Consider the following 26,106-nt stretch of genomic DNA (forward strand, 5'->3'; position numbering starts at 1 on the left):
CCGGGGCCGACGGCTGTTGCCGTGCGGCGGGCTCCTGGTCAGCGTGCAGCCATTTCACTTCCGAACCAACACAAACAACCCAGAACAATCAGGAGACACGAGACATGGCGTGGATGAAGCGAACGGCCGTCGGGCTGGTGGTGGCGGCCTTGCTGGCTGGCACGGGGGCTGCCGTGTATGTGCAGCGCAGCTTTGCGACGCTGGATGGCAAGCTGGTGGTCAAGGGCCTGCGCCAGGCCGTGCAGGTGCAGCGCGATGGCGCCGATGTGACCCACATCCGCGCGCAGAGCCCGCAGGATGCCTGGTTTGCCATGGGCTACGTGCACGCGCAGGAGCGCACTTGGCAGCTGGAGTTCAACCGCCGCGTGATGCATGGCGAGCTGTCCGAGGTGTTCGGGCCCGCCACGCTGGAGACCGACAAGCTCATGCGCACGCTGGACATCATGGGCACGGCCAAGCGGCAGTACGCAGGCCTGCCGTTGTATGCCCGGGAGGCCCTGCAGGCTTACAGCCAAGGCATTCATGCCTTCCACCAGAACCGCCCCCAGGCGCTGCCGCCTGAGTTCCACATCCTGGGCGTTCAGCCCGGTGGAGCCGCAGGCGCGGTGTGGGAGCCCGAGGACAGCGTGGGCTGGGCGCTGATGATGGCGCTGGACCTGGGCGGCAACTGGGGCAACGAGTTTGCGCGGCTGTCCATCGCCAAAACGCTGGATACCGAGCGCCTGTGGCAACTGATGCCACCGTACCCGGGCGAGCGCCCCGCAGCCTCGGCCGACCTGGCTGCGTTGTACCGGCAGCTGGGGGTGTACCGGGCCACCGATGCCAGCGCTTCTGCTGCACCGGCGGCCGCCGCTGAACCGGTCGACCGGGGGGCTGCATATGCCGCGCTGGGTGACGGGCCTTTGTCCCGCCAGATCAGTGCCGGCATGCTGGCCTGGGCTGACGAACTGACCCGCAACGCAGGTACCAACGAGGGCAAGGGCAGCAACAACTGGGTGCTCGCGGGCACCCGCACCGTCAGTGGCAAACCGCTGCTGGCCAACGACCCGCACCTGGGCCTGTCGGCACCTGCCATCTGGTACTTTGCAGGCTTGCAGGCACCTGCGGGCCAGGCGTCTGACGGTACCCCCATCGGCGCCATCGACGCGGTGGGCGCCACCTTGCCCGGCATGCCCTTTGTGGTGCTGGGCCGCACGGACAAAGTGGCCTGGGGCTTCACCAACACCGGCCCCGATGTTCAGGACCTGTACCTGGAGCAGATCAACCCCGCCGACGCCTCGCAGTACCGCACGCCCGAGGGCTGGGCGCCCTTCACTGTGCGTGACGAAACCATCCGTGTGAAAGGGCAGGCCGATGTCGCCCTGAAGGTGCGCAGCACGCGGCACGGCCCCGTGTTGAGCGATGCGCAGAAGTCGCATGCCGATGTGCTGGACCTTGGCAAATACGTGCTGGCGCTGCGCTGGAGCGCGCTTGATGCCGACAACCAGACGGTGCTGGCGGGCCTGCAGACCAACCAGGCGAAATCGGTGGACGCGTTGTTCGCGGCCCTGTCGCACTACCACTCGCCGATGCAGAACGTGGTGGCGGCCGATGACCAGGGCAACATCCGCTTTAAGGCCGCAGGCCGCGCGCCCGTGCGAGACGCTGCCAACGACATCCGGGGCGTGGCGCCTTCGCCGGGCTGGGACGCCCGGTACGACTGGAAGGGCTGGCTGCCGTACGACCAGACGCCGGAGGACAACGGCGCCCGGGGCTGGATAGCCACCGCCAACCAACGGGTGACGGCGCCCGACTATCCCCACTACCTGACCCAAGACTGGGCCTTGCCTTACCGCTACGAACGCATTGCGCAGCTGATCGAGGCGACCGACAAGCACGATGCCGCAAGCATGCAGGCCATTCATCGCGATGTGACCTCACTGGCCACGCGCAAGCTGCTGCCCTACCTCCAGCAGGCCAAGTCATCGCACCCGCTGGCAGCGGCTGCGCAAGAGCAGCTCAAGGGCTTTGACGGCGTGATGGATGCGGGCAAGGCAGCGCCCCTGGTGTTTGCCGCGTGGACCGACGAGCTGGCGCGTGGCCTGATCGTGCCTCGCATTGGCGAGGCGCGATTCACAGCCACCTATGGCAAACGCGACTACCGGGCGGCTCTGGAGGGCATTCTGGAGCGCAACGACTCCTGGTGGTGCCAGCCTTCCTCGTGCGCAGAGCAATCGGCCGCAGCCCTGGGCCGTGCGCTCGACCGGCTGCAGGCGGCCTACGGCGCCGACCCTGCGCAATGGCGCTGGGGCGCGGCGCACCCGGCGCTCAGCGTGCACCGGCCGTTTGGCAATGTGCCCGCGCTGGCCCGCTTTTTTGACGTAAGCGAACCATCGCATGGCGATTCCTACACGGTCAATGTGGGGCAGTACAACGCGGGCGAAGCCAAGGGCCCGTTTGTGAACCGCCATGCCGCATCGCTGCGCGCGGTGTACGACCTGGCCGACTTGGAACAGTCGCGCTTCATCTACCAGACCGGGCAAAGCGGCCTGGTGTTTTCGCCGCGTTACCGAGACATGAGCAGCACCTGGGCGCAGACGGGCTACCGCGCGTTGCAGCGCCAGCCAGCACGCTGGGCCCATGAGTTGACGCTGGCCCCCGCACCGGCGGCGCAATAACCACGCTGGAGATCACCATGGGTTTTGTTCCGTTGATAGAGGTGACCCGGGGTAATCTTGCCGAATGCCAGCACTGGGGCGCCGTGGCGGTGGCCGACCGCAACGGCCGCGTGCTGGCGCAGGCGGGCGACCCTTACACGGTCACGTTCACGCGCTCCACCATCAAGGCATTTCAGGCCCTGCCATTCATGCAGTCTGGCGGCGCCCAGGCGCTGGGCTGGGGCGCGGATGAACTGGCGCTGCTGTGCGCCAGCCACAACGGCGAGGCCATGCATGTCGAGCAGGTCGAGCGCATGCTGGGTAGTGTGGGGCAGAACTACCGCGCCCTGCGCTGCGGCTGCCACCGGCCGCTGTTTGCCGAGCTGGGGCTGGGTTCGCTGCCAGACGGCTTTGTGCCGGACGAACGCCACAACAACTGCAGCGGCAAACACGCAGGTTTTGTCGCCCATTGTGTGCAGCAGGGCTGGCCACTCGACAACCATCTGGACCCTGCGCACCCGTTGCAGCGGGCGATTCGTGAGCGGGTGGCGCAGGCAGTGGGGCTGGGGCCTGAGCAACTGGTCATGGGCATCGATGGATGCTCCGCCCCCAACTACGCCATGCCGCTCGCGCACCTGGCCCGGGGCTATGCGCGCCTGGCGGGTGGGGCGCCCGACACCGACCTGCATGAAAGCCTGACCGCACTGGCCGACGCCATGGTGGCGCGGCCCGAGCTGGGCTCAGGCACCGGGCGGCACGACCTGGATTTCATGCAGGTGGGGCAGGGCGACTGGGTCTCGAAGACCGGGGCCGACGGGGTGCAGGTGGTGGGCAGCCGCAGCCGTGGCGAGGCCTTTGCCCTCAAGATCATGGACGGCAACATGACGGCGCAGGTGGCGGCTGCGGTGGAGGTGATGGACCAGCTGGGATGGCTGGACGCCACCCAGCAAGAGGCCCTGGCGCCGCGCAGAAACGCGGTCATCCGCAATGCCAAGGGGTTGGTGGTGGGCGGCCGGCGGCCGGTCTTTCGCTTGCAACGCGCAGCGGCTTGAGTCCGGGCGACGTCTGGGTGGCTACCGCCGGAAGTGCCGGTTCCTGGTCCCACGGCGTGTTGGGCAGAGAATTTGATTGAAATCGGCCGGTAGCGCACTATTCATATGCGCTGGCTGCTTCAAAAAATGTAGCAAAAGGCTCGATGTCCGGCAGCACGTAGATCACCCCCGGTGCCCGCCCGAACCAAGGTGCGATGAACTGGTCGTAGAACGCGGCAGGTGCGTTAACGCAGCCGTAGCTTATGCGTTTGTCCCGCGCGCCGGGGCTTGCAAGACGCTGCAGGCGGCGCTCTGTGGCGCTCACGCTGCGCACCCGGTGCAGCGAGACGGCAGCGTCGTAGTCGATCCACACAATGTCTTCACCCTGCAGGTTGCGGCCGGGCTCGGTCACAAAGCGGCCTGCAGGGGTGGTGCGTTCGTGCGGGCGGATGTGGGCCAGGGGCTTGGCCCCGATGCCCGGGGCTGAGCGGTCACCCGCAGCGGCCCCCAGCAGCACGGGTGCGCTGCCCAGCCATTGGGCCTGTGCGGAAAACACGTGGATGCGCGCGGCAGGCTTGTCGATCACGGCAAATGGCAAGCCCTGGTGGTCGGCCGTTGCAGTGGACCAGCGCACCAGTTGGCGCACCCGGGCCGATGCGTCGTCGGGCAGCGCCAGGGCAGTCCCCGGTGCGGCTAGCGCACCAGACAGGGTGATCAGGGCAAGTCTGCGGTCCATGAAGAAGAGTGGTGTGTGGGCTGTTTACTTCGCAGCCATTGACCGCCCCCAGGCAGTGGCCGCACTTGCCGCTCGCCGCAGTTTATTGCGGTCAGGGTGAACAAGCTCACAGAAGGCGTCAGGTCCAGTTTGCTGCAGCGGCCAATGCCCCCAATAATGCCTGCATTCGTGACTCCCGCGAAGCCTGGGGCTTCGAATTGCCATGTTTGACCGTCTTCGCAAAGCACTGCATCTGCCCGGCGGCCCGAATGCCGCGCGGCCCGTGTCCAACCAGGAGGTGGTGCGTTGGGCGGCCACCCAGCGCCTGGCGGTGGTGCCGCAGGCGGTGGACGGACATTTTGACCTGGGAGGCGACCTGAACGGCCACCCGTGGCGGCTGGAATGTGGCAACCCCACGCGCGACTACGTGCGCGGCCTGGAGTTGCGGGGGCGCGCCGACCTGGGGGTGGACCCGGACGCGGCGGTGATGGTGCTCAACCGCCCCTTGCAGGAGTCCCTGGAGGGCAATGCCTACAACGCCATCACCGACACCCTGCAGACCACAGTCAATGCCAGCCTGCCCGAGGAAATGCGCTGGCTGGCCATGTTTGAAGAGGTGACTTGGCCGGGGCTGCCGGCTTCGTTTCGCCAGCACTTTGCGGTGGTGGCCGAGCGCATGGAGACCGCGCAGCGCTGGATCCATGCGCCGGTGGTGTCCCAGTTGCTCAATATCGTGGAAGGCGAGGGTGGGGCGGTACGGGCGCAGCCGCCGCTGCTGTTGATGCTGGTGCGCGGCAAGGTGTACCTGCGCATGGAGCACACGCAGCGCAGCCTGACGGAGATCGCACAGGCCACGCAATTGCTGCTGGCGGCTGCCCAGGGGGCATTGAACAACCTGCCGCCGCCTGCGGCCGCAGGCGGGCCGACGGAAGACGCTGAAGACCCGCAGTAGGGCTTCTGCGGGTCCCGTGTCCTGTGCCGTGGAGCGTCAGCTACCGCGTGTGACCGGCACGGCGGCGTCGCGGCCGTAGGTGCCGTACTTGCCCAGTTCCCACTTGGCAATCGCGTTGCGGTGCACTTCGTCCGGGCCGTCGGCAAAGCGCAGGGTGCGCGCACCGGCGTAGGCATAGGCGAGCGGGAAGTCGTCAGACATGCCGCCACCGCCGTGCACCTGCATGGCCCAGTCGATGACCTGGCAGGCCATGCTAGGGGCCACCACCTTGATCATGGCGATCTCTGTCTTGGCGACCTTGTTGCCGGCCACGTCCATCAGCCAGGCAGCCTTCAGGGTGAGCAGGCGGGCCATGTCGATCTTGCAGCGGGCCTCGGCAATGCGCTCTTGCGTCACCGTCTGCTGCGCCACGGTCTTGCCGAAGGCCACGCGCGAGGACGCGCGCTTGCACATCAGCTCCAAAGCACGCTCGGCCAGGCCGATCAGGCGCATGCAGTGGTGGATGCGTCCGGGGCCCAGGCGGCCTTGGGCGATCTCGAAGCCACGGCCTTCGCCCAGCAGGATGTTGGAGACGGGCACACGCACGTTCTCGAACGTCATCTCTACGTGGCCGTGCGGCGCATCGTCGTAGCCCAGCACGTTCAACGGGCGGATGATCTTGATGCCGGGGGTGTCAGCGGGTACCAGCACCATGCTTTGCTGCGAGTGGCGGGGGGCTTCGGGATCGGTCTTGCCCATGGTGATGAACACGGCGCAGCGCGGGTCGGCAGCGCCGGAGATCCACCACTTGCGGCCGTTGATCACGTACTCGTCGCCCTGGCGCTCGATGCGCGTTTCGATGTTGGTGGCGTCGCTCGATGCCACATCGGGCTCGGTCATGGCAAAGGCCGAGCGGATCTTGCCTTCGAGCAGTGGCTTGAGCCAGCGGGCCTTGTTGGCTTCGTCACCGTAGCGGGCAATGGTTTCCATGTTGCCGGTGTCGGGGGCGGAGCAGTTGAACACCTCGCTGGCCCATGGCACGCGGCCCATGATTTCAGCCAGCGGTGCGTATTCCTGGTTGGTGAGACCCGCACCCGAATAGCCCGAGGCTGCAGCGCTATCGACCGGCAGAAACAGGTTCCACAACCCGGCGGCCTGCGCCTTGGGCTTGAGGTTTTCGATGGTGTTCAGCGCGCTCCAGCGTTTGCCAGCGGCGGTGTTGGCGGCCAGTTCATCCTTGTAGGCGGACTCGTTCGGATAGATGTGGTCATCCATGAACTGGAGCAGCTTGGCCTGCAGTTCCTTGGTTTTGGGCGAGTAGTCAAAGTCCATGGGTTTCTTCTCCGTTGGTAATCGTGGGACGGCGCTGGGGTCGCGTCGTGTGTTCAGCCGCGCTGTGCAAACGACCAGGCCAGCTGGGCCATGGGCCGTGCGGTGTCGCCCGAGGCCTTGGCCTGGGCGCTGGAGGCTGTGCCGGCCTCTACCCGCTTGGCAATGCCCTGCAGAATCGCGGCGATGCGGAACATGTTGTAGGCGAGGTAGAAGTTCCAGTCCGCGCGCAAGGCTTGGGGCGTGGCGATGCCGGTGCGCTCGCAGTAGCGGCGGATGTAGGTGTCTTCGTCGGGGATGCCCAGGGCGCCCAGGTCCAGCCCCGCAATGCCACGCCCGAGCGATGCGGGAATGTGCCAGCTCATGCAGTGGTAGCTGAAGTCCGCCAGGGGGTGGCCCAGCGTGGACAGTTCCCAGTCGAGCACGGCAATCACGCGGGGCTCGGTGGGGTGGAACATCAGGTTGTCCAGGCGAAAGTCGCCGTGCACGATGGACACATGGCCCTCGTCCCGCGCGCTGGCGGGCATGTTGGCGGGCAGCCATTCCATCAGGCGGTCCATCTCTTCGATGGGTTGCGTGATGGACGCCACGTACTGCTTGCTCCAGCGGCCGATCTGGCGGTCAAAGTAGTTGCCTGGCTTGCCGTAGTTGGCCAAGCCACGGTCCGCAAACTTCACGGTGTGCAGCGCTGCGATCACCCGGTTCATCTCGTTGTAGATGTCACCGCGTTCAGCAGGCGTCATGCCCGGCAGGGATTGGTCCCACAGCACGCGGCCCTGCATGCACTCCATCACGTAGAAGGCACGCCCGATCACCGACTCGTCCTCGCACAGCACGAACATGCGCGGCACGGGTACGTCGGTGCCGTACAGGCCGCTCATCACCGCAAACTCGCGCTCGATGGCATGGGCCGACGGCAGCAGCTTGGCCACGGGCCCGGGCTTGGCGCGCATGACATAGCTGGCGCTGGGCGTGATGAGCTTGTAGGTGGGGTTGGACTGCCCGCCCTTGAACATCTCCACCGTCAGCGGGCCAGCAAAGCCCTCCATGTTCTTGGAGAGCCATGCGGTCAGCGCTTCGATGTCAAAAGCATGCTGATCGGAAACAGGGCGGGTGCCGACGAAATGGTCAAAGTTGCTCATGGAGGCGGATGAAAGGTCGTGCAGTCAGTGATGGGGTTGGTGGCTCAGTTGTCGGCTTCTGCGATGCGCATGAGGGCTTCGCGGTCACGCACCACCAGGCCGCCCGGCTCGATGCGGATCGCGTCTTCGCGTTCCATGGCCTTGAGCTCCTGGTTCACGCGTTGGCGTGATGCGCCCAGCAGTTGGGCCAGTTCTTCCTGCGCCAGTTGCAGGCTGATGCGCATCTCGCTGCCGTCCGATAGGCTGGGTACCCCATAGCTGCGCACCAGGTGCACCAGCTGTTTGGCCAGGCGTGAGCGCAGGGGCAAAGTGTTGAGGTCTTCCACCAGCCCGAACAGCTGGCGAATGCGACGCGCATGCAAGCGCAGCATGGCCTCGTACAGCTCGGTGTGTACGGCCAGAATCTTGCGGAAGTCGGCCTTGGCCACGCACAGGATCGTGGTGTCGCCATGCGCGTAGGCGTCGTGTGTGCGCCGGTCCCCGTCGAAGATCGCCACGTCGCCAAACCAGATGCCCGGCTCCACATACGTCAGCGTGATCTGCTTGCCCGAGATGGAGGTGGAGCTCACCCGCACCGCACCCCGTGCGCAAGCAATCCACTCCTCGGGTGGATCCCCGCGTGCGGCAATCAGGCCGCCGTCCTTGAAGCGTTTGACGTATGCACATCGGAGGATGTCGTGGCGTAGCGAAGGTGAGAGTGATGAAAACCAGCGACCGGAGTTGATCGCTTCACGTTCTTCGATAGTAAGAATCGGGTCGTCCATGGCCTGTCTTTTGGGTGACTAGAAACAGGCCCATTGTCGCGTCAGGGACCTGCGCAATGCGTCAGGGTTGTCACCTGCGTGTCTGCGCGTAAGCGCGCGTTGGCGGGTCACTGCGAGGTCGCAAACACGTGATGGGGCAATAAAAAACCCCCGGTGCTGGGTGGCAGCGTGCCGGGGGTTGATGTGCCTGTGACGGTGGATATGCCGAGGCGTTTGAGGCGCAGCGCTATTCGTAGCGCGGCACGCGCTTTTCCAGGAACGCGGAGATGCCTGTGCCGCCGTTGGCGTGGTGCAGGTTCTTCACGAAGTGGTCGCGCTCCTGGCCCAGGTGGTGCGTGAGCTGGACCTGCGGGGCTTCGTTCAGCAGTTCCTTGATGCTGGCCAATGCGTTCGGCGCACGGGCGTTGAGCTGCTCTGCCAGCGCGAGGGCCGCGTCGAGTGCGCTGCCTGCTTCGGCAACGCGGTTGACCAGGCCCATTGCATGCAGGCGCTCGGCGCCGATGCGGTCGCCGCACATGAGGATTTCGGTGGCCAGCTGGCGCGGCAGCGCCTGGGCCAAGCTCCAGCTGGCGCCGCCATCGGGCGACAGGGCCACATTGCTGTAGGCCATCACAAACACGGCATTGCGGGCCGCCACGATGAAGTCGCAGGCCAGCGCCAGAGAAAACCCGGCCCCGGCCGCAGCACCCTCCACGGCCGCAATTACCGGCTTGGGATAGGTGCGGATGGTCTCGATCCAGTTGTGCAGGCCTTCGATGCTCTGCGCCTGAACCTCGGGCGGCTGTTGCCGGTTGGCCAGCAGCCGCTGCAGGTTGCCGCCCGAGCAGAACATGCCGTCCGAGCCGGTGATGACCACGCTGCGGATGTCAGGGCTGCTTTCGGCCACACCTAGCGCTTCCACGCCGGCGGCGTACATCACCGGGTCGATGGCGTTGCGCCGCTCGGGGTTGCGGAGGGTCAGGATCAGGGTCTGTCCCTGGCTGGTGCTCTGGAGTTCTGCGGGCATGGCGGTCTTGGGTGAGGTGGCCGTGGTGCTGGGCGATCAGGCTTCTTCGACGTGGCTCAAGCTCAGGCCGATGGCCCCGCGCCGGCGCAGCCAGGGGCTGGGGCGGTAGCGCGTGTCACCGTACACGGTCTGCATGTTGAACAGCACCTCCAGGATGTTGGTGGGGCCCCAGCGGTCGCCCATGGCCAGCGGGCCCAGCGGGTAGCCCAGGCCCAGGGTCACGGCGGTCTCCAGGTCCTTGGGGGTGCAGATGCCTTGCTGGCAGATGTCGCTGGCGATGTTGACGATGGTGGCCACCACGCGCTGCGTGACAAAACCGCCGCTGTCACGGATCACGCTGACGGCTTTGCCATCGCGCGCAAACAGCGCATGCGCCGCGTTGCGGATGTCGACGCGCGTGGCGGGGTTGGTGGCCAGCACGCGGCGCTTGGTGGCGGCGTCATCGATCAGCATGTCGATGCCGATGGTGCGGGCCGGGTCCAGCCGCTCCACCACCGCCACGGTGGTCACGTCAAAGCCCAGCGGGGCCACCAGCGTGATGGCCTGGGGGGAGGGCGATTGACCGGTTTCGATGGTGGCCCCCAGGTCCTTGAGCAATTGGTACAGCTCGGCCCGGCGCGCAGCGCGCGGGGACACCCACACCGGGGGAATGTCGTTGACGACGGGGACGGGTGCCTCGGCGGGCACCTGGGCCACACCCTCCACGTAGCGGTAGAAGCCTTCGCCCACCTTCTTGCCTACCACGCCCCCTGCCAGGCGCTGGGCCGTGATCACGCTGGGGCGGAAACGGGGTTCGTCGTAATACTGGCGGTAGATCGATTCCATGACCGGATGCGACACGTCCAGCGCCGTCAGGTCCATCAACTCGAAGGGCCCGAGCTTGAAGCCGACCTGGTCGCGCAGGATGCGGTCGATGGTGGCGAAGTCGGCCACACCTTCGCCCACGATGCGCAGGGCCTCCGTGCCAAAGCCGCGCCCGGCGTGGTTCACGATAAAGCCCGGGGTGTCCTGTGCCTGCACCGGGGTGTGGCCCATGGCCTTGGCATAGGCGGCCAGCGCAGTGCAGATGGATGGATCGGTCTTGAGGCCCGCAATGACCTCCACCACCTTCATCAGCGGAACGGGGTTGAAGAAGTGGAACCCCGCCAGGCGTTCCGGGTGCTTGAGGGATGCGCCAATCGCCGTCACGGACAGGGAGGATGTGTTGGTCGCCAGCACCGCATCGGCGCGCACCACCCCCTCCAGTTCAACGAAGAGGGCCTGTTTGGCATCCAGCCGCTCCACGATGGCCTCCAACACCAGGTCGCAGGCCGCCAGCTCGGCCACCGTTGTGACGGGGTGCAGCCGTGCAGTCAGCGCGGTGGCTTGGTCAGCCTCGATCCGGCCCTTGGCGACCAGCTTGTTCCATTGTTCCTGCAAGGCGGCCCGGGCGGCGTCGGCGGCCCCGGGGTTGGCGTCCAGCAGAAAAACCTGGCTACCGGCCTGGGCAGCAATTTGCGCAATGCCCCGGCCCATGGCGCCGGTGCCCACGATGGCGATGTTGGGAAACTGAATTTTCATAGCGGCATTATGGCTCTGGCCTTATCTGGGACTTATGTGCAAGAATCCTTCGGACCGAAAAACAGAATTGATTGTGAAAATCCGTAACACCATTTTTGGGCCGGGATTGTGGGCGCTTGCAGCCGGTGCTTCGGCGCTGTCCCTGGGCAATGGTAGTGGTACGGTGGTGTTGGGCTCCCCGGTCGATCTCTCGTTCGAGTTGCAGCCCGACCCTGGCACCGATGTCGCGTCGTCCTGCGTCACGGCCAAGCTGGTGGCAGGCGACAACGCCATCAGCGACAGCAAGGTGCGCGTGATCCCATTGCCCGAGGTGCGTGGGCGTCCGTCGGGCGTTCGCGTGTTGGCCTCGGTATCGCTGGATGAGCCTGTGCTGACCGTCACCCTGTCTGCAGGGTGCAATGGCAAGACCACGCGCAGCTACACCTTCCTTTCGGACTTGCCGACCACCGTGACCCGATCTGCCTCCGCGTCGCCCGTGGATGTGACGCGTCTTCCCTCCGCCGCCACCCGCACAGGTGCGGAGTCACAGAGCTCTCCTGCCGTGGGTGGTGGCAGTTCCGCTGCATCTTCAGCAGCCACCGGCATGGCCCAGGCCACCCGGCCCAGCGACAAGGCGGCGGCACCGGCAAAGGCTGTGCGTCCGCAGTCTGCCGACCGCAGCGCGCCAGGGGCTGCAACCGCCCCACGGCCTTCAGCGCGCGTAGGCGCGGCGGCTCCCGGCAAATCAGCGGTAGGTGCTGCACCGGCCACGCGTTCCCGTCTGGTGGTGGAGCCACTGGACACCTGGCTGGACAGCCCGGTGGCACTGCGCTCCACCGGGCAACTGCCCACCGCGCCGTCCGAGGAGATGTCGGCCCTGCGGGCCCAGGCCGCTGCTTTGTGGAAGTCGCTGAACACCGCGCCCGAAGATCTGCAAAAGGACAGCGAACGGCTCAAGGCCCTGGAAACAGACACAGCCGCGCTGCGTGCACAGGCCGCCAAGGACCGCGCCACGGCCGGTCAGTTGCAGCAGCAGCTGGAGCTGATGGAGCAGGAGCGGTTCCCTGCAACAGTGGTGTATGCCCTGGGAGGCCTCTTGGCCCTGGCGCTGCTGGGTGTGGCATGGATGTGGTCGCGGATGCGCAGCGCGTCCGACAAGGCGGTGCGGTCGTGGCGCGATTCCGTGGCCCTGGGCGCGCGCGCCGAGGCCACATCGGCCCATGACGAGGCGCTGGGCCTTACGCCCCATCCTGGCGACACCTGGCTGCCGTCGGAAACCCAGCCCCACGCTGTCGCAGCCGGCCTTGAGTCCGGTGCAAGCCCCTTGGGCAAAGCCGCCCCGGTGGCGGTGGAGCCACGCTTCGTGGCAACCAGCCCTGCGGCCAGTGCGCCCGCCCCGTTGCAGGCCAAGGCTGCTGCCCCGTCCCCGGCGCCCTCCGTGGCAGCCCACATCGTCAACCCTGAAGAGCTGTTTGACATTCAGCAGCAGGCCGAATTCTTTGTCTCGGTGGGCGAGCACCAACAGGCCATCGAGGTGCTGAAGCACCACATCGCCGAGCACCGCGAGACCTCGCCGCTGGCTTACCTGGAGCTATTGAGGCTGTATCACACCCTCAGCCGTGTGGACGAGTTTGCGCAGTTGCGCACCCAGTTCATGCAGTTCTTCAACGCACAGGTGCCGGAGTTTGCGGGCTTTCACCGCACAGGCCGCATGCTGTACCACTACACCGACGCGCTGGCCGAGATCGAGGCCGAGTGGACGACGCCTGCGGTGCTGGGCTTGCTGGAGAAATTCCTGTTCCGTCGTTCGGGCGCCGAAGCGGTGGAGCCGTTTGATCTGGCAGCTTATGACGATCTGCTGCTGCTCTTGGCGGTGGCGCAGACCACGCCTGCCAGTGCACGGGGTGCGCCGCCGCCTCGCAAGCGGACGACCCCGCTCGCACCTCCCCGGTCTGAAACGCTGGTCGCTCCCTCGGGTCCTGCCCCCGCTGCGGCGGCGCTGCACGACGACTTGCCGCTCGATTCGCTGGCCGCCAGTCTGGAGTTCGAATTTGCGATGAAGGCCCAGCAGGAGCCGGCACCTGCGCCCGCTCCGGTTGCGCCCTCCAGGCCCTCAGCGTCTGTGGGCGAGGACTCGCGGGGCATTCCACTGGATCTGGATCTGTCGGACCCTCCCCACCTCACGCTGAGCGATCTGCCCCCGGTGCCCGTGACGGCGCCGCCACCCGCAGGCCAGCCGGTTGGCTTTGGCATGGAGAACGATCTCATGGAGCTCCGCCTTGAGCTGGAGCAGATGAAAAAGCCTGACCGCAAGTAACCAGTCGCTGGCCTATCGACCGCCCCAGCCACGGCCACGCGGTGCGGTAGCTGCCCCAGAAGACCCGCGATAGCCGCTCCGGCCGCTATCGCTGCCCGACCATCACCGCATCAGAGCCATCAGCGCTGCAGCCGACGCTTCAGGGTCCGGTGCATTGACCAAAGCCCGGACCACCGCCACGGAACCCACGCCTGTGGCCAGCACCGTGGGGAACTGCTCGGCGCTGATCCCGCCAATCGCCACTTGCGGGTAGTGCCGCATCAGCCGCGCATACACCCCCAGCCTGCCCACGCCCTGGGGTGCGGTGGCCATCTTTTTCAGGGTTGTGGGGAACACGGCACCCATCGCGATATAGCTGGGCCCCACAGCGTCGGCGCGCACCATTTCGGCATACCCATGGGTGCTCACGCCCAGGCGCAGGCCGGAGCGGTGGAGCGTCTGCAGCTCTTCGGCGGTGAGCGCGTCCAGGTCTTCCTGGCCCAGGTGGATGCCGTAGGCGCCTGCATCGATCGCATCCCGCCAGTGGTCGTTGATGAACAACAGTGCGCCCGTGCCTTGAACGGTCTCGACGGCGGCTTGGACTTCGGCCCGGATGGCGCGGGCGTCGTCCGATTTGAAGCGCAACTGCACCGTGGGCACTCCGGCGCGTGCCATGCGGCCCACCCACTGGGCGTCAGGCAGTACGGCATACAGGCCCAGGCGCTCGGGGCACGCGGCAAACTGCTGGGCGCGTGGAAGGCGCTGCAGGCCAAAGTCCTGGGGTTCGTCGGGCCACTGCTCGGGCTGTGCGCTGCCGGTGCGCAGCGCGCGCGCCTGCCAGGCGCGGGCCAGGCATTCGGCGTCGTGGGCAATGAAACCCAGCTGGCTGCAGGCCTGCAGCGCGGCCAGGTACACAGGGTCCTGCGACGTGGGTGTGGGCACGGGCTCGGGCGCAAACCCTGCAAAGGTGGCCGCGTGGTGGCTCAGGATGGCGTGCGCCAGGGTGGTGGTGTCATGCATGGGCGTGGTGCCAGAAAGGGGTGCCCAGCACGGGGGTGCTAGGCTGGGCGGCGTCTTGTGCGGTCATGGCACCCGCCAGGCGGGCTGCGCGCCCGGCGCTCACGGCATCGGCAAAGGCGCCGGCCATGGCCACCGGGTCTTGGGCCAGGGCCACGGCGGTGTTCAGCAGCACGCCGTCATAGCCCCATTCCATGACCTGGCAGGCGTGCGAGGGCAGGCCCAGCCCGGCGTCGACCAGCATGGGCACATTCAGGCGCTCGCGCAATGTCTGTAGCGCGTAGGGGTTGACCGGGCCGCGCCCGGTGCCGATGGGGGCGGCCCAGGGCATTACGGCCTGGCAGCCCACGTCCACCAGACGCTGACACAGCACCAGGTCTTCGGTGCAGTAGGGCAGCACCTGAAAACCTTCCTTGATGAGATGCTCGGCCACGCCCACCAGGTTCAGCGTGTCGGGCTGCAGGGTGTAGTCGTCGCCGATCAGCTCCAGCTTGATCCACGGGGTGTTGAACACCTCGCGCGCCATCTGCGCGGTGGTGATGGCCTCTTGCGCGCTGTGGCAGCCGGCGGTGTTGGGCAGCACGGGCACGTTGAGCTTGCGCAGCAGCTCCCAGAAGCTGCTGCCGCTCTCGGCCGGGTTGCTGCCCTGGCGGCGCAGCGAGGCGGTGACCATGGCGGGCCGGGCGCGCAGCACGGCGGCTTCGAGCACGGCGGGCGAGGGGTAGCGCGAGGTGCCCAGCAGCAGGCGACTGGCGAAGGTCTGGCCGTACAGCACCAGCGGGTCTTGGGGCGTCGGAATGGTCATTGGATTACTATGATTTTGATAGCTTCTGGTGCATGTTTTGTATGCGCTAGCAGCCATTTTGATTGAGTTTTTACTACCTCAGCCGCCAGTGACCGGCGAGATGATCTCCACGCGGTCGCCAGGCTGCAACGCATGGGCGGCGTAGCGGGTGTTGGGCACAAAGGTGGTGTTCACGGCTACGGCAAACGGGGGGCGCGCTTCGACGGCGGCCACAGCATCGGCCACGGTGGCGCCTTCGGGCAGTTCGTGCGGGACTTGGTTGATCGAAATGTTCATGCAAATGCGGGGGCGGCAACGCCGGTCGGGGCGGGTGCGGTTGGCTCCAGTTCCAGCCGGAGGTCAAAACGTTCGGACAGGGGCGATTGTCCCGTGTTCAGCAACTCCAGGGTCACGTCCAGCATGGCGGGCGAGATCATGAAGCCGTGGCGGTACAGGCCGTTGATCTCCAGCACGCCCGGGCGGGTCTGGCGGATGGCGGGCAGGTTGTCGGGCAGCGTGGGGCGGCACTGCGTGGCCAGCTCCAGAATCCGCCCTTCGGCAAAGCCGGGGTGCACGGCGTAGGCGGCGCTCAGCAGCTCCAGGGTGGAGCGCACGCTCGCCGGAGAGCGGTCGTCGGACTCGATCTCGGTCGCGCCGATGACGAACAGATGGTCTTCTTTGGGCGCGATGTAGATGGGGTAGCGGGGGTGCACCAGCCGGGTGGGGCGCTGCAGCGTCACGTCGGGCGCGTGGATGCGCGCCACTTCACCGCGCACGCCGCGCAGCGCGCCCCACTGGCCCCTGGCGCCCAGGCCCCGGCAGTCCAGTACCCGGTCGGGCTGGCCGAGTGCGCCGGGCGTGAAGGCGTCGGGCGACTGGGGCGCGTGCCAGTGCGCCCGCACTCCCAGGCGCTCCATTTCCACCACCAGGGCGGCCAGCAACTGGCGGTTGTCCAGCTGGCCCTCGCCGGGCAGGTACAGGCCCTGGTTGAAGCGGTGCGCAAGCGCGGGCTCCACCTGTTCCAGGGCGCCGCTGTCGAGCTTTTGCAAGGCGGGCAGCTCGGGCAGGCTGCGCTGGTTGTTTTCAAGCTGGCGGGTGAAGCGCTGGGCTTCGGCCACATCCTGGCGGTGCCACACGATCAGCGTGCCGGCCTGCTGAAAAAACACGGGTTCTGACAGGGGTGCCAGCAGCTCGGGCCAGCGGGTCAGCGCGTGATGGCCCATGCGCACCACGCCGGGTTCGGTGATCGCGGACTCTGCCAACGGGGCCAGCATGGCCGCAGCCACCGTAGCGGCCGAGTTCTCGGCGGCGGGGCCGCCCGCGTCATAGATGTCCACGCGGTGCCCCTGGCGCGCCAGCTCCACGGCCAGCAGACGGCCCATCAGGCCTGCGCCCAGGATGGCAAAGGAAGAAGGTTGAAGTGACATAGATCCGTCAGTGTGTCCGTGGTGTGGCAAGCGGCCATGGACAAAACGGGGTCACCGTTGATGGAAACTCCCCACGCCAGCATGACCTGGATCGGGTAGCGGGGCTCCTGCTTCGGTCGCAGTGCACAGGGTTCTGTACAGGCCCCAGGGTATTTCTCAGTCGCACGCCCAAGAACAGCATCTTGATGGCAGGACACCCCTGTTTCGTCCGGAAAATGAATTACAGCACATCCCCCGTGTGCCCCGTTTTGACGTGGCGCATAGGCCATAATTTTTGCCATGATTTCACCGACGACCTCCTTGCCCTCGACGGGCCACCGCTACGCACGCGTGCTCTCCATCGCAGGGTCTGACAGCGGCGGCGGCGCGGGTATCCAGGCCGACCTCAAGACCTTCAGTGCGCTGGGCTGCTACGGCATGACGGCCATTACCGCCATCACGGCCCAGAACACCTGCGGGGTGACGGGCATCCACGGCATTCCGCCCGAGATGCTCAAGGCCCAGATCGATGCAGTGGTGCAGGACATTGGCGTGGACGCCGTCAAGATCGGCATGCTGCACTCGCCCGACGTGGTGCATGTGGTGGCAGACGCCATTCGGACCTACCAACTGCCGCACGTGGTGCTGGACCCGGTGATGGTGGCCACCAGTGGCGACCGGCTGATTGCCCAGGAGACGGTGGCCGTGCTGGTCAAGGAGCTGTTTCCGCTGGCCGAGGTGGTCACGCCCAACCTGGACGAGGCCGGTTGGCTGCTGGGGCGCCGTATCGAAGGCGTGGAGGCGCTGGAGCTGGCCGCGCAAGACCTGCTGCGGCTGGGCGCCCGCGCCGCATTGCTCAAAGGCGGGCACTTGCCGGGCGACTGGGTGGTGGATGTGCTGGCCGTGCAGGGTGGTGCTCAGGGTCACCGGTTGCAGTCACAACGCATAACCACCCACAACGGGCATGGCACGGGCTGCACCCTGTCGTCTGCGATCGCGGCCCACCTAGCGCTGGGCCTACCGCTGGAGCAGGCCGTGGAGCGGGCACGGGCCTACATCTTGGGGGCCATTGCTGCCGGAGCGAATGTCACCACCGGCCGGGGCCACGGCCCCCTCAACCACGGCTACGCGCCGGTGGCACAGCGGGTGTTTCAGGCGCCATAGAGCGTCTTTTTAGGTGTTTTGAGGCGCAAGCGCTAGTCAACCATGCGCTGAGTGCTCCTCTTTTGATAGTGTTTTGGCGGCGTCTCAGTGTGCCTTGGGCCGTGTCGCCCAGGCCAGCACGAAGCTGAAGGCCAGCGCGGGCAGCGCAGATCCCGCATCAGGCAGCACCTTGGGCGCCAGGTGGTACACCGCGATGCCGGCCAGCCAAATGGCTACGGGCGCTGCATTCACCTTGCGCGCCGCCGCCAGCAGGGCGGGCGCATCGGTGCCAAAGGCCAGGCGTCCGAGGATCACGCCAAACAGCGGCACAAACACCGAGCTGAGCAGCAGCAGGAACGGTTCCAGGCTGTGCATGGGCAGCACCAGCGCCAGCCCGGTGCACAGCGCGGCCACCAGCAGGCCCCAGGCGCGCACACTCCAGCGCGGCAGCAGGCTATGGGCCGACACGGCGCCTGAATACGCATCGCCATAGGCGTTGTCCACCTCGTCGATCAGGATCAGCGACAGCGCAATCAGCCCGCCCTGGGCCAGCAGCAGCGCCTGCACCAGGTCCTGGCTGGGCAAGGTCAGTGCCACCAGCACACCCAGGCTGTAGCACCAGATGTTGGCCAGCGCATAGCCCAGCCACGTGCCGCGCAGCGCTGAGCCACCGTTCTTGCCATGGCGGGCGTAGTCGGCCACCAGTGGCAGCCACGAGATGGGCATCGCAATCACCAGGTCCAGCGCGGGCAGCACGCCCATGCCGCCGTCGCCCTTGCGCGTCCACAGCGCCTCAAAGCCTTGCGTTTGCGCCAGCGACAGGAACTGCCACGACAGCCACAGCAGCGACAACACCACCAGCGGCAGCGCGATGCGCGCAATCAGCTTGCGCACCAGCTGCACCATCGATCCGCTGATCAGCAGCATGACCACGCCGCCCCACAGCAGCGTGGCCAGCACGGGCCAGTGGGCTCCCGCCATGGCGCCCGACTGCTGGCCAATCGCCACGGTGGCGTCACGCATCACCACCAGCTCGAACGTGCCCCAGCCCACCAGCTGCACGATGTTCAGAATGATGGGCAGGCTGGCAAACGTGCGGCCATACACCGCGTGCATCAGCCCGGCACTGGCCAGGCCGCTGTCGCAGCCCAGCTTGGCCACCCAGCCCAGCAGGCCCGCACCCACGATGGAACCGGCCACGATGGCGATCAGGGCCTCTTTGGTACCCAGTGCAGGCATCAGATAAGCACCCACCTGCATCACCAGCAGGCCCACGCCCAGGCTGAACCAGAGCGAGGCATGGTCATGCCACTGAAAGACGCGTCGGTCGGGGGAGACAGGGGCCAGCGCTTCGTTGGTGGCGTGCGTGGCGGGCGATGAGGACATGGAATGGCTCCGTAAGCAGATACAGAGCAGGGGCGGCCCGCCGGTGCGCCCTGACGTCTTCAGAGCCACGCCGTGGCGGACTTGCTTCCCTGCGCGAGGATGATCTCAATCAGGTTCAAAGGGACTCTCTCAGTCGAGGCGGGCGGGCCCACATCGACACCCCTAGCGGTAGCGCTTGCTAAAGCAGCGCGCTGCGGATTGTAGTGGTGTGCGGCCGTCGCGCGCCCAGTCAGGCAGCGGTGGCCGGGGCCACACCCAGCAACTGGTGCAGGCGCGGGCTGGTGGTGGTGTATTGCAGTGCCACCTTGTCGCCCTTGAGCGCTTCGGCCGCGCCAAAGGCGGCCAGCGTGGCCTCGTGGAAGCCACACAGAATGAGCTTGCGTTTGCCGGGGTAGGTGTTGATGTCGCCCACGGCGTAGATGCCGGGCACGCTGGTGCAGAAGGCTTCGGTGTCAACCACCAATTGTTTGCGGTCCATGGCGATGCCCCAGTCGGCGATGGGGCCGAGGCGGGGGGAGATACCCAGCACGGCCACCAGCAGGTCCAGCGCCAGGGCGCGGGTGCTGCCGTCCGCATCTACGACTTGCAATGCAGTGAGGCGGTCACCCGCAGTGTCGATGCCGGTGATCTGCGCGGCCTCGACATGGATGCGACCTGCGTCGCGCAATTGCTGCAGGCGTTGCAGCAAGGCGTCTGGCGCCTGGAAAACGTCGCGGCGGTGCAGCAGGCTCACGCGGGCGGCCTGGCCTTGTTCGGCCAGTTCCACCGCGCGGGCCACCGCGGGCTCGTCGCCGCCGTGCACGACCACGTGGCGCCCGGTCACATCCACTGTGGCGGGCAGGCTCTGGTAGTGGACCTGGGTGCCTACAAACCGCTCGATGCCGTCCACCTTGAGTGTGCGCGGCACAAAGGCGCCCACGCCTGCGGCAATGAACACGCTGCGGGCCAGCAGTTTTGCGCCTTGCGAGGTTTCGACCAGCAGGCGCCCGTCCGCTTGTACGGTGACGGCAGACACCAGCGTGTTCAGGTGCCACTGGGTCTTGAACGGCGCGATCTGCTGAAGCAGCAGGCCGGCTAGCTCGCGCCCGGTGCATACCGGGATGCCCGGGATGTCGTAGATGGGTTTGTCGCCGTACAGCTCGACGCACTGGCCGCCCGCATGGGGCAGGGCGTCGATCAAGTGGGCGGTGATGCCTTGCAGGCCCAGCTGGAAGACCTGGAACAGGCCCACGGGACCTGCGCCGATGACAACGGCGTCGGTCTCGACCACGGTGGGCGCTTGCAAAGTCTCGGTCACCAGTGGGGCGTGCGGCGGGTTACTTGATCAGTTCGTTGACCTTGCCCGGCTTGCCGTTCCACTCGTCGGCGTCGGGCAGTGCGGGCTTGCGCTTGGTGATGCTCTTCCAGCCGTCGGCAAAGGCCAGGTCGGCGTTGAGCTTGATGAAGGCGATCTGGTCGGCCGGCAGGTCTTCTTCGGCAAAGATGGCGTTGGCCGGGCACTCGGGGATGCAGACGGCGCAGTCGATGCATTCGTCAGGGTCGATGACGAGCATGTTCGGGCCTTCGCGGAAGCAGTCCACGGGGCACACGTCCACACAATCGGTGTACTTGCACTTGATGCAGTTTTCGGAAACGACGTGGGTCATGACAGGAGTTGTGTGGGTCGGTGAAAACCCTCGATTTTAGAAGCTTTCACCGACCTTTGGTTACAGGGCCCCTTGCTGCGAAGGGGTGTCTCGGGCGTGCGGAGTCTGATCTGGGTCAGTGGTCCATCAGTTGACCAGCACGGCGCCCGCAGTTTTGTGGCTGGCGGTGTCCACCAGGATCAGCGATCCGAGCACGCGGGCCTGGGTGAACGGCGCAGCGGGAATCGCCTCTTGCAGCAGCAGTTCCACATGGCCGATGGCGTTGGGGTCGAGCTGCGTGGCGGCTTCTTCGGCCAGCGTGTTGATGTTGAGCTTGTGCACCACGGCCTTGACCTTGGCCTTGACCCAGCGGTGGCCGTGCAGCGCCCAGTACACGCGGCCCGCGACCAGGGGCTCGTCGTCCATCCAGGCGATGGTGGTGCGCAGCTCGCGGCTGGCGGGCCAGGCCGGGGTGGCAGCGGGTGTGTCGCCAAAGTCGTCGTCGGCAGCCGGCGCTGCAGCAGCCGTGGGCGCGGCCAGGATCCAGTCGCCGCGCGATACGTCCACCTCGCGGTCCAGGATGATGCCCGCGCTGGTGCCTGCGGGTACGTCTTTGGGGTGGCGGGCGTGGTCCAGCACCTGGGCCACGGTGGCCAGCTGGCCGCTGGGGAAGATCTGCACGGCCGTGCCGGGCGCGAAGGTGCCAGCGGCCACACGGCCCCAGAACACGCGGCGGCCCTGGCTGGTGTCGGACGAGGACGAAAACTTCTCGACCCACTGCACGGGGAAGGCCGGTGCCAGCGCCGTGTCGGCAGGGGTGTTGGGCAACTCTTCCAGCACTTGCAGCAGGGTGGGGCCGTTGTAGCCGCACCAGCCTGCATGGGCATCGACCACGTTCCAGCCCTTCAATGCAGACACTGGCACCGTAGCGCGCACGGCAATGCCGGCCGCCTGGGCAAAGGCTTGCAGCGCGCCCTGGATGTGCTTCCAGGCCAGCGCGGGGTCTTCCACGGCGTCGAGCTTGTTCACCGCAAACACCAGCGAATGCACGCGCAGCAGGTGCACCAGCAGGCTGTGGCGGCGGGTCTGCGGCAGCAGGGCCAGGCTGGGGTTCTTCCAGTCGAGCTTGGTGGCATCGACCAGCACCACGGCGGCGTCGGCGCTGCTGGCGGCCGTCACCATGTTGCGGGTGTACTGCTCGTGGCCGGGCGCGTCGCCGATGATGAACTTGCGCTCTTCGGTGGCGAAGTAGCGGTAGGCCACGTCGATGGTGATGCCTTGCTCGCGCTCGGCGGAGAGGCCGTCGGTCAGCAGGGCCAGGTCGGTCTCGCCCTGGCGTTGCACGCCAGCCAGGTGGTCTTGCAGCACGGCCTTGCTGTCCACCAGCAGGCGGCCGATCAGTGTGCTCTTGCCGTCATCGACGGAACCACAAGTGATGAACTTGAGGGCGGAAATATGGTCGTTTTGGCTGGTAGCGCTAGTGTTATTTGCGCCAGCAGCTATTGAATTGATAGCGGTCATCAGAAATACCCGTCCTTCTTGCGCTTCTCCATCGAAGCATCCGATGTCTTGTCGTCCATGCGCGTGGCGCCGCGCTCGCTCACGTCGGCGGCCAGGGTCTCGATGACGATCTCGGCCGGGGTGGCGGCGGTGCTCTCCACCGGTGCGGTGCAGGTGATGTCGCCCACGGTGCGAAAGCGCACGTCGCGCGTTTCCACCACATCGCCTTCACGCGGCGGGGTGAGTTCGGTCACGGGCATCAGCAGGCCCTTCTTGTCCACCACCTGGCGCTTGTGCGTGTAGTAGATGCTGGGCAGGCCGATCTGCTCGCGGTCGATGTACTGCCACACGTCCAGCTCGGTCCAGTTGCTGATGGGGAACACGCGGAAGTGTTCGCCGGGCTGCAGGCGGGTGTTGAACAGGGTCCACAGCTCGGGGCGCTGGGCCTTGGGCTGCCATTGGCCGAAGCTGTCGCGGTGGCTGAAGATGCGCTCCTTGGCGCGCGCCTTTTCCTCGTCGCGGCGGGCGCCGCCGATCAGCGCGTCAAAGCGGAACTCTTCAATCGCTTCGAGCAGCGTGACGGACTGGTGCACGTTGCGCGATTCGCCAGGGTGCGCCAGGCGCACGGTGCCGCGCGCCATGGAATCTTCCACGCTGCGCACGATCAGCTCCGCACCCAGCTCCTTCGCGCGGAAGTCGCGGAAGTCCGTCACTTCCGGGAAGTTGTGGCCCGTATCGATCATGAGCAGCGGGTAGGGGATGCGGCCCGCGCCAAACGCCTTTTCGGCGCACTTGAGCATGACCAGCGAATCCTTGCCGCCCGAAAACAGCAGGGCGGGGCGCTCGAAAGCGGCGGCGACTTCGCGCAGGATGAAGATGGTTTCTTCTTCCAGGGCGTCGAGGTGCGAGTTGTTGAGGTGGTAGCTCATATCGTTGGTTTTCTCAAGCAGCGCTGAGTCGGTGCGGGCGTTCATGGTCAGGCCTGGGGGTCAGTGGGCGAGGTGCAAGCCGCATTCGCGGTTGTCTTCGCCCTTGGTCGGGTCCACGTAGTCGAAGTTGTTGGGCAGGCCGTGCTTCACGCAGTATTCGTGCAGGTCTTTGGACGACCAGTGCAGTAGCGGCGCCACTTTGATGAGACCGTCGGGGTTGATGCTCACCGGGTCCATCTGTGCGCGCACGGCGGTGTCGGTGGCGCGCAGGGCGGTGAACCAGACCTCGGGCGCGGTCTCGCGCAGGGCGCGGGCGAAGGGTTCCAGCTTCACTTCGGCGGTGAACGCGGCGTGGCGCGGGTCGTCCAATGCGGGCGTGGGGCCTTCCACGGCTTCGCGGTGGGCGCGCGAGCGCAGCGGCAGGTAGATCTTCAGGTTCAGCCCCAGCTGCTTGGTCACCTCGTCGGCAAAGCGGTAGGTGGCTTCGGTGTTGTAACCGTTGTCCATCCACACCACGGGCACCTTGGGGTTCACCTGCGTGACCATGTGCAGGATCACGGCCTCAAAAGGCCGGAAGTTGGTGGTGACGATGCTGGTCTTGCCCAGGCCCAGGGCCCATTGCACCAGGGCGGGCGCGTTGCGGCCCAGGTCGGCGTTGACGGCGGTGAGGTCGATGTGGCCCATGGTCATGCTGCCTTTCGGAAGTGAGGCAGCGGCTCGGTCACGTCGCCCTGGTAGAAGCCCTTGAAGCGGTCGAACTGGCGCTGGGCGTCGGCCATGTCCAGGCCTTCGCGCAGCACGGCCACGTCAAAGCCGCAGCGGGCCATCTGCACCAGCTGGTCGATCAGCACGTCGCCGGTGGCGCGCAGCTCGCCCGCAAACTTCAGGCGGCCGCGCAGCAGGCGGGCCTGGCTGAAGGCCCGGCCGTCGGTGAACTTGGGGAACTGCAGGTCAATGCGGTCCACGCCTGCCAGGTCCAGCTCGAACGGGTTGGCGTCGTTGGGCAGTTCAATGACTTTCAGGCCTTCAGGGCTTGGCTGGTGCTCGTGAGCAGCTATTATTTTCATAGTGATAAACCCTCAGGCGGTTTCGGTTTCAGCGGGGCGGCGGGCGGCGTTGGCGGCGGCTTTGAAGGGCTCCAGGCCCACGCGGCGCACGGTGTCGATGAAGTTTTCGTAGCGTGGGCCTTGCGCGTCATCGGACAGTAGCTGCCGCTCGGTGCGGTAGGTGTTGAGCAGGGCTTCGATCACGCCCGGCACTTCGGCGGCGCTGAACGAGGGGCCGATGATCTTGCCCGGCGTGGCAGGGCCCGACAGGTTGGAGCCATCGGCACCGCCCAGCGTGATCTGGTACCACTCCTTGCCATCTTTATCCACGCCCAGGATGCCGATGTGGCCGCTGTGGTGGTGGCCGCAGCTGTTGATGCAGCCGCTGATGTGCAGGTCGATCTCGCCCAGGTCCCACAGCTCGTCCAGGTCCTGGTAGCGCTCGGTGATGGCTTCGGCAATCGGCAGACTGCGCGCGTTGGCCAGCGAGCAGAAGTCGCCGCCGGGGCAGGCGATCATGTCGGTCAGCAGGCCGATGTTGGGCTTGGCCAGGCCCAGCGCCTTGGCGGCCTGGTACAGCGCGGGCAATTGGTCGCGGCGCACCCAGGGCAGCAGCAGGTTTTGCTCGTGCGTCACGCGGGCTTCGCCGCCCGAGAAACGGTCGGCCAGCTCGGCAGCGGCTTCCATCTGCTCGGCCGTGGCATCGCCCGGCGCATAGCCCAGGCGCTTGAACGACAGCATCACGGCGCGCAGCTGCGGGTGGCGGTGCGGCAGCACATTGCTGGTGAGCCAGCGGCCAAAGTCGCGGTCGTCGCTGGCGGCGGTGCGCAGCAGCTCCAGCGTTTCGGCTTCGGCGTTGGCGGGTGACAGGTCCAGCTCGGGCTCGCGGAAGTTCGCGGCCACGCGGTCGTATTCGGCCTGGGTGATGGTGTGCGGGCCGCCTTCGTCTTCGACGATCTGGCGGAACTCTTCATTCACCTGGTTGATGTAGGCCTGGCCTTCGGCCTTCACCAGAATCTTGATGCGTGCCTTCCAGCTGTTGTCGCGGCGGCCGTAGCGGTTGTAGACGCGGATCACAGCTTCCAGGTAGTTCATGAGCTGGTTCCAGGGCAGGAACTCGCGCAGCACCGGGCTGATGGTGGGCGTGCGGCCCATGCCGCCACCCACGCGCACCTTGAAGCCTAGCTCGCCCGCGTCGTTCTTCACCAGCTGCAGGCCCACGTCGTACCAGCCCAAAGCGGCGCGGTCTTCGCGCGCGCCGTTGATCGAGATCTTGAACTTGCGGGGCAGGAACGAGAACTCGGGGTGCAGCGTGCTCCACTGGCGCAGGATTTCGCAAAACGGCCGGGGGTCGGCAATCTCGTCGGCGGCAATGCCGGCCAGCGCGTCGCTGTTGATGTTGCGGATGCAGTTGCCGCTGGTCTGGATGCCGTGCAGGTTCACGGTGGCCAGCAGGTCCATCACATCGGCCGCCTTGGACAGCGGAATCCAGTTGTACTGCACGTTGGTGCGCGTAGTGAAGTGGCCGTAGCCGTACTTCAGCTTGGTGCCAATGCGGCGGCCGTCGGCCAGTGGAATGTCGCCCAGCTTTTCTTGTGTGGCCTGGGCCTCGGCCAGCAGGGCAGGCTCGGGCTGGTCGTACTCGCGGGCCACGCGGGCCAGCACGCGCAGCTGGGTGCTGGAGAGTTCGCCATACGGCACAGCCACGCGCAGCATGGGTGCGTAGCGCTGCACGTACCAGCCGTTTTGCAGGCGCAGGGGGCGGAACTGCTCTTCGGTCAGCTTGCCCGCTTGCCAGCGTTCGAGCTGGTCGCGGAACTGCTCGGCGCGCAGGCGGATGAATTGGCGGTCAAAGTCGGTGTATTGGTACATCGTGGGGCA

General features: G+C 66.6%; 23 protein-coding genes and 1 riboswitch. Of the genes, 5 read left to right on the forward strand and 18 right to left on the reverse strand.

Annotation, left to right across the window (positions count from 1 at the left end; translation table 11 throughout):
• Window positions 1-104 precede the first annotated feature (104 nt).
• Both ACOYR4_RS09300 and ACOYR4_RS09305 read left to right on the forward strand, forming a co-directional pair.
• Entirely contained in the window at window positions 105-2,657 is a 2,553-nt protein-coding gene (locus tag ACOYR4_RS09300) for a penicillin acylase family protein (protein ID WP_422849332.1), read from the forward strand.
• 17 nt (window positions 2,658-2,674) lie between these two features.
• Complete coding sequence (locus tag ACOYR4_RS09305; protein WP_422849333.1) at window positions 2,675-3,688, forward strand: asparaginase; 1,014 nt, start codon at window positions 2,675-2,677, stop codon at window positions 3,686-3,688.
• A gap of 97 nt (window positions 3,689-3,785) precedes the next feature.
• Here ACOYR4_RS09305 and ACOYR4_RS09310 read toward each other — a convergent pair whose 3' ends face one another.
• Window positions 3,786-4,403: a hypothetical protein gene (locus tag ACOYR4_RS09310; protein ID WP_422849334.1), complete on the reverse strand. Its 618-nt coding sequence runs from the start codon at window positions 4,401-4,403 to the stop codon at window positions 3,786-3,788.
• 202 nt (window positions 4,404-4,605) lie between these two features.
• On the opposite strand from ACOYR4_RS09310, the gene ACOYR4_RS09315 reads away from it, so the two are divergent.
• Window positions 4,606-5,334 carry a hypothetical protein gene (locus ACOYR4_RS09315; RefSeq protein WP_015013744.1) on the forward strand — a complete coding sequence of 243 codons (729 nt, stop codon included), beginning with the start codon at window positions 4,606-4,608 and terminating at the stop codon, window positions 5,332-5,334.
• A gap of 36 nt (window positions 5,335-5,370) precedes the next feature.
• On the opposite strand, the gene ACOYR4_RS09320 is transcribed toward ACOYR4_RS09315, so the two are convergent.
• The 5 genes from ACOYR4_RS09320 to ACOYR4_RS09340 all read right to left on the reverse strand — a co-directional run bounded on the left by ACOYR4_RS09320 (window position 5,371) and on the right by ACOYR4_RS09340 (window position 11,114).
• Window positions 5,371-6,645, reverse strand: coding sequence for an acyl-CoA dehydrogenase family protein (locus tag ACOYR4_RS09320; RefSeq protein WP_209819334.1), 1,275 nt, complete (start codon window positions 6,643-6,645; stop codon window positions 5,371-5,373).
• Between the two features lie 53 nt (window positions 6,646-6,698).
• Window positions 6,699-7,784 carry a phosphotransferase gene (locus ACOYR4_RS09325; RefSeq protein ID WP_422849335.1) on the reverse strand — a complete coding sequence of 362 codons (1,086 nt, stop codon included), beginning with the start codon at window positions 7,782-7,784 and terminating at the stop codon, window positions 6,699-6,701.
• 44 nt (window positions 7,785-7,828) lie between these two features.
• Complete coding sequence (locus ACOYR4_RS09330; RefSeq protein WP_015013747.1) at window positions 7,829-8,548, reverse strand: Crp/Fnr family transcriptional regulator; 720 nt, start codon at window positions 8,546-8,548, stop codon at window positions 7,829-7,831.
• Window positions 8,549-8,774: 226 nt separating this feature from the next.
• On the reverse strand, window positions 8,775-9,554 hold the full coding sequence (locus tag ACOYR4_RS09335) for an oxepin-CoA hydrolase, alternative type (protein WP_422849336.1): 780 nt from the start codon (window positions 9,552-9,554) through the stop codon (window positions 8,775-8,777).
• A 36-nt stretch (window positions 9,555-9,590) separates the two neighbouring features.
• The gene (locus ACOYR4_RS09340; protein WP_422849337.1) at window positions 9,591-11,114 is read right to left on the reverse strand and encodes a 3-hydroxyacyl-CoA dehydrogenase; all 1,524 of its coding nucleotides are present in this window, start codon (window positions 11,112-11,114) and stop codon (window positions 9,591-9,593) included.
• 73 nt (window positions 11,115-11,187) lie between these two features.
• Between ACOYR4_RS09340 and ACOYR4_RS09345 the strand changes: the two genes are divergently transcribed.
• Complete coding sequence (locus tag ACOYR4_RS09345; protein WP_422849338.1) at window positions 11,188-13,410, forward strand: hypothetical protein; 2,223 nt, start codon at window positions 11,188-11,190, stop codon at window positions 13,408-13,410.
• A gap of 102 nt (window positions 13,411-13,512) precedes the next feature.
• Here the strand turns inward: ACOYR4_RS09345 and ACOYR4_RS09350 are convergent, their stop codons facing one another.
• The 4 genes from ACOYR4_RS09350 to thiO form a co-directional block, all read right to left on the reverse strand.
• Complete coding sequence (locus ACOYR4_RS09350) at window positions 13,513-14,409, reverse strand: thiamine phosphate synthase (protein WP_422849339.1); 897 nt, start codon at window positions 14,407-14,409, stop codon at window positions 13,513-13,515.
• Window positions 14,402-15,211 (reverse strand): thiazole synthase, encoded by an 810-nt coding sequence (locus ACOYR4_RS09355; protein ID WP_422849340.1) that lies wholly within the window; start codon window positions 15,209-15,211, stop codon window positions 14,402-14,404. Before ACOYR4_RS09355 ends, ACOYR4_RS09350 begins: the two co-directional genes overlap by 8 nt.
• A 78-nt stretch (window positions 15,212-15,289) precedes the next feature.
• Complete coding sequence (gene thiS, locus ACOYR4_RS09360; RefSeq protein WP_060985190.1) at window positions 15,290-15,487, reverse strand: sulfur carrier protein ThiS; 198 nt, start codon at window positions 15,485-15,487, stop codon at window positions 15,290-15,292.
• Window positions 15,484-16,617: a glycine oxidase ThiO gene (thiO, locus tag ACOYR4_RS09365; protein ID WP_422849341.1), complete on the reverse strand. Its 1,134-nt coding sequence runs from the start codon at window positions 16,615-16,617 to the stop codon at window positions 15,484-15,486. Before thiO ends, thiS begins: the two co-directional genes overlap by 4 nt.
• Window positions 16,618-16,896: 279 nt before the next feature.
• On the opposite strand from thiO, the gene thiD reads away from it, so the two are divergent.
• On the forward strand, window positions 16,897-17,760 hold the full coding sequence (gene thiD, locus ACOYR4_RS09370; RefSeq protein ID WP_422849342.1) for a bifunctional hydroxymethylpyrimidine kinase/phosphomethylpyrimidine kinase: 864 nt from the start codon (window positions 16,897-16,899) through the stop codon (window positions 17,758-17,760).
• An 84-nt stretch (window positions 17,761-17,844) separates the two neighbouring features.
• Here thiD and ACOYR4_RS09375 read toward each other — a convergent pair whose 3' ends face one another.
• The 8 genes from ACOYR4_RS09375 to ACOYR4_RS09410 form a co-directional block, all read right to left on the reverse strand.
• Window positions 17,845-19,125 carry a purine-cytosine permease family protein gene (locus ACOYR4_RS09375; RefSeq protein ID WP_209819351.1) on the reverse strand — a complete coding sequence of 427 codons (1,281 nt, stop codon included), beginning with the start codon at window positions 19,123-19,125 and terminating at the stop codon, window positions 17,845-17,847.
• 69 nt (window positions 19,126-19,194) lie between these two features.
• A riboswitch (TPP riboswitch) is annotated at window positions 19,195-19,299 on the reverse strand.
• A gap of 55 nt (window positions 19,300-19,354) precedes the next feature.
• Window positions 19,355-20,395, reverse strand: coding sequence for an NAD(P)/FAD-dependent oxidoreductase (locus ACOYR4_RS09380; protein ID WP_422849639.1), 1,041 nt, complete (start codon window positions 20,393-20,395; stop codon window positions 19,355-19,357).
• 46 nt (window positions 20,396-20,441) lie between these two features.
• Complete coding sequence (fdxA, locus tag ACOYR4_RS09385; protein WP_008904181.1) at window positions 20,442-20,771, reverse strand: ferredoxin FdxA; 330 nt, start codon at window positions 20,769-20,771, stop codon at window positions 20,442-20,444.
• Window positions 20,772-20,897: 126 nt separating this feature from the next.
• Window positions 20,898-22,271 carry a sulfate adenylyltransferase subunit 1 gene (locus tag ACOYR4_RS09390; RefSeq protein ID WP_422849343.1) on the reverse strand — a complete coding sequence of 458 codons (1,374 nt, stop codon included), beginning with the start codon at window positions 22,269-22,271 and terminating at the stop codon, window positions 20,898-20,900.
• Window positions 22,271-23,224, reverse strand: a complete 954-nt coding sequence (cysD, locus tag ACOYR4_RS09395) for a sulfate adenylyltransferase subunit CysD (protein ID WP_338819878.1) — start codon at window positions 23,222-23,224, stop codon at window positions 22,271-22,273. The genes ACOYR4_RS09390 and cysD overlap by 1 nt, the downstream gene beginning before the upstream one ends.
• A 15-nt stretch (window positions 23,225-23,239) precedes the next feature.
• Entirely contained in the window at window positions 23,240-23,863 is a 624-nt protein-coding gene (locus ACOYR4_RS09400; RefSeq protein WP_422849640.1) for a phosphoadenosine phosphosulfate reductase family protein, read from the reverse strand.
• Between the two features lie 2 nt (window positions 23,864-23,865).
• Entirely contained in the window at window positions 23,866-24,246 is a 381-nt protein-coding gene (locus ACOYR4_RS09405) for a DUF934 domain-containing protein (RefSeq protein WP_066787154.1), read from the reverse strand.
• Window positions 24,247-24,258: 12 nt separating this feature from the next.
• Window positions 24,259-26,097, reverse strand: coding sequence for a nitrite/sulfite reductase (locus tag ACOYR4_RS09410; RefSeq protein WP_422849344.1), 1,839 nt, complete (start codon window positions 26,095-26,097; stop codon window positions 24,259-24,261).
• Window positions 26,098-26,106: the final 9 nt, after the last annotated feature.

Origin of the sequence: Acidovorax sp. M14 (assembly GCF_049331375.1) — a bacterium.
Classification (GTDB): domain Bacteria; phylum Pseudomonadota; class Gammaproteobacteria; order Burkholderiales; family Burkholderiaceae_C; genus Acidovorax.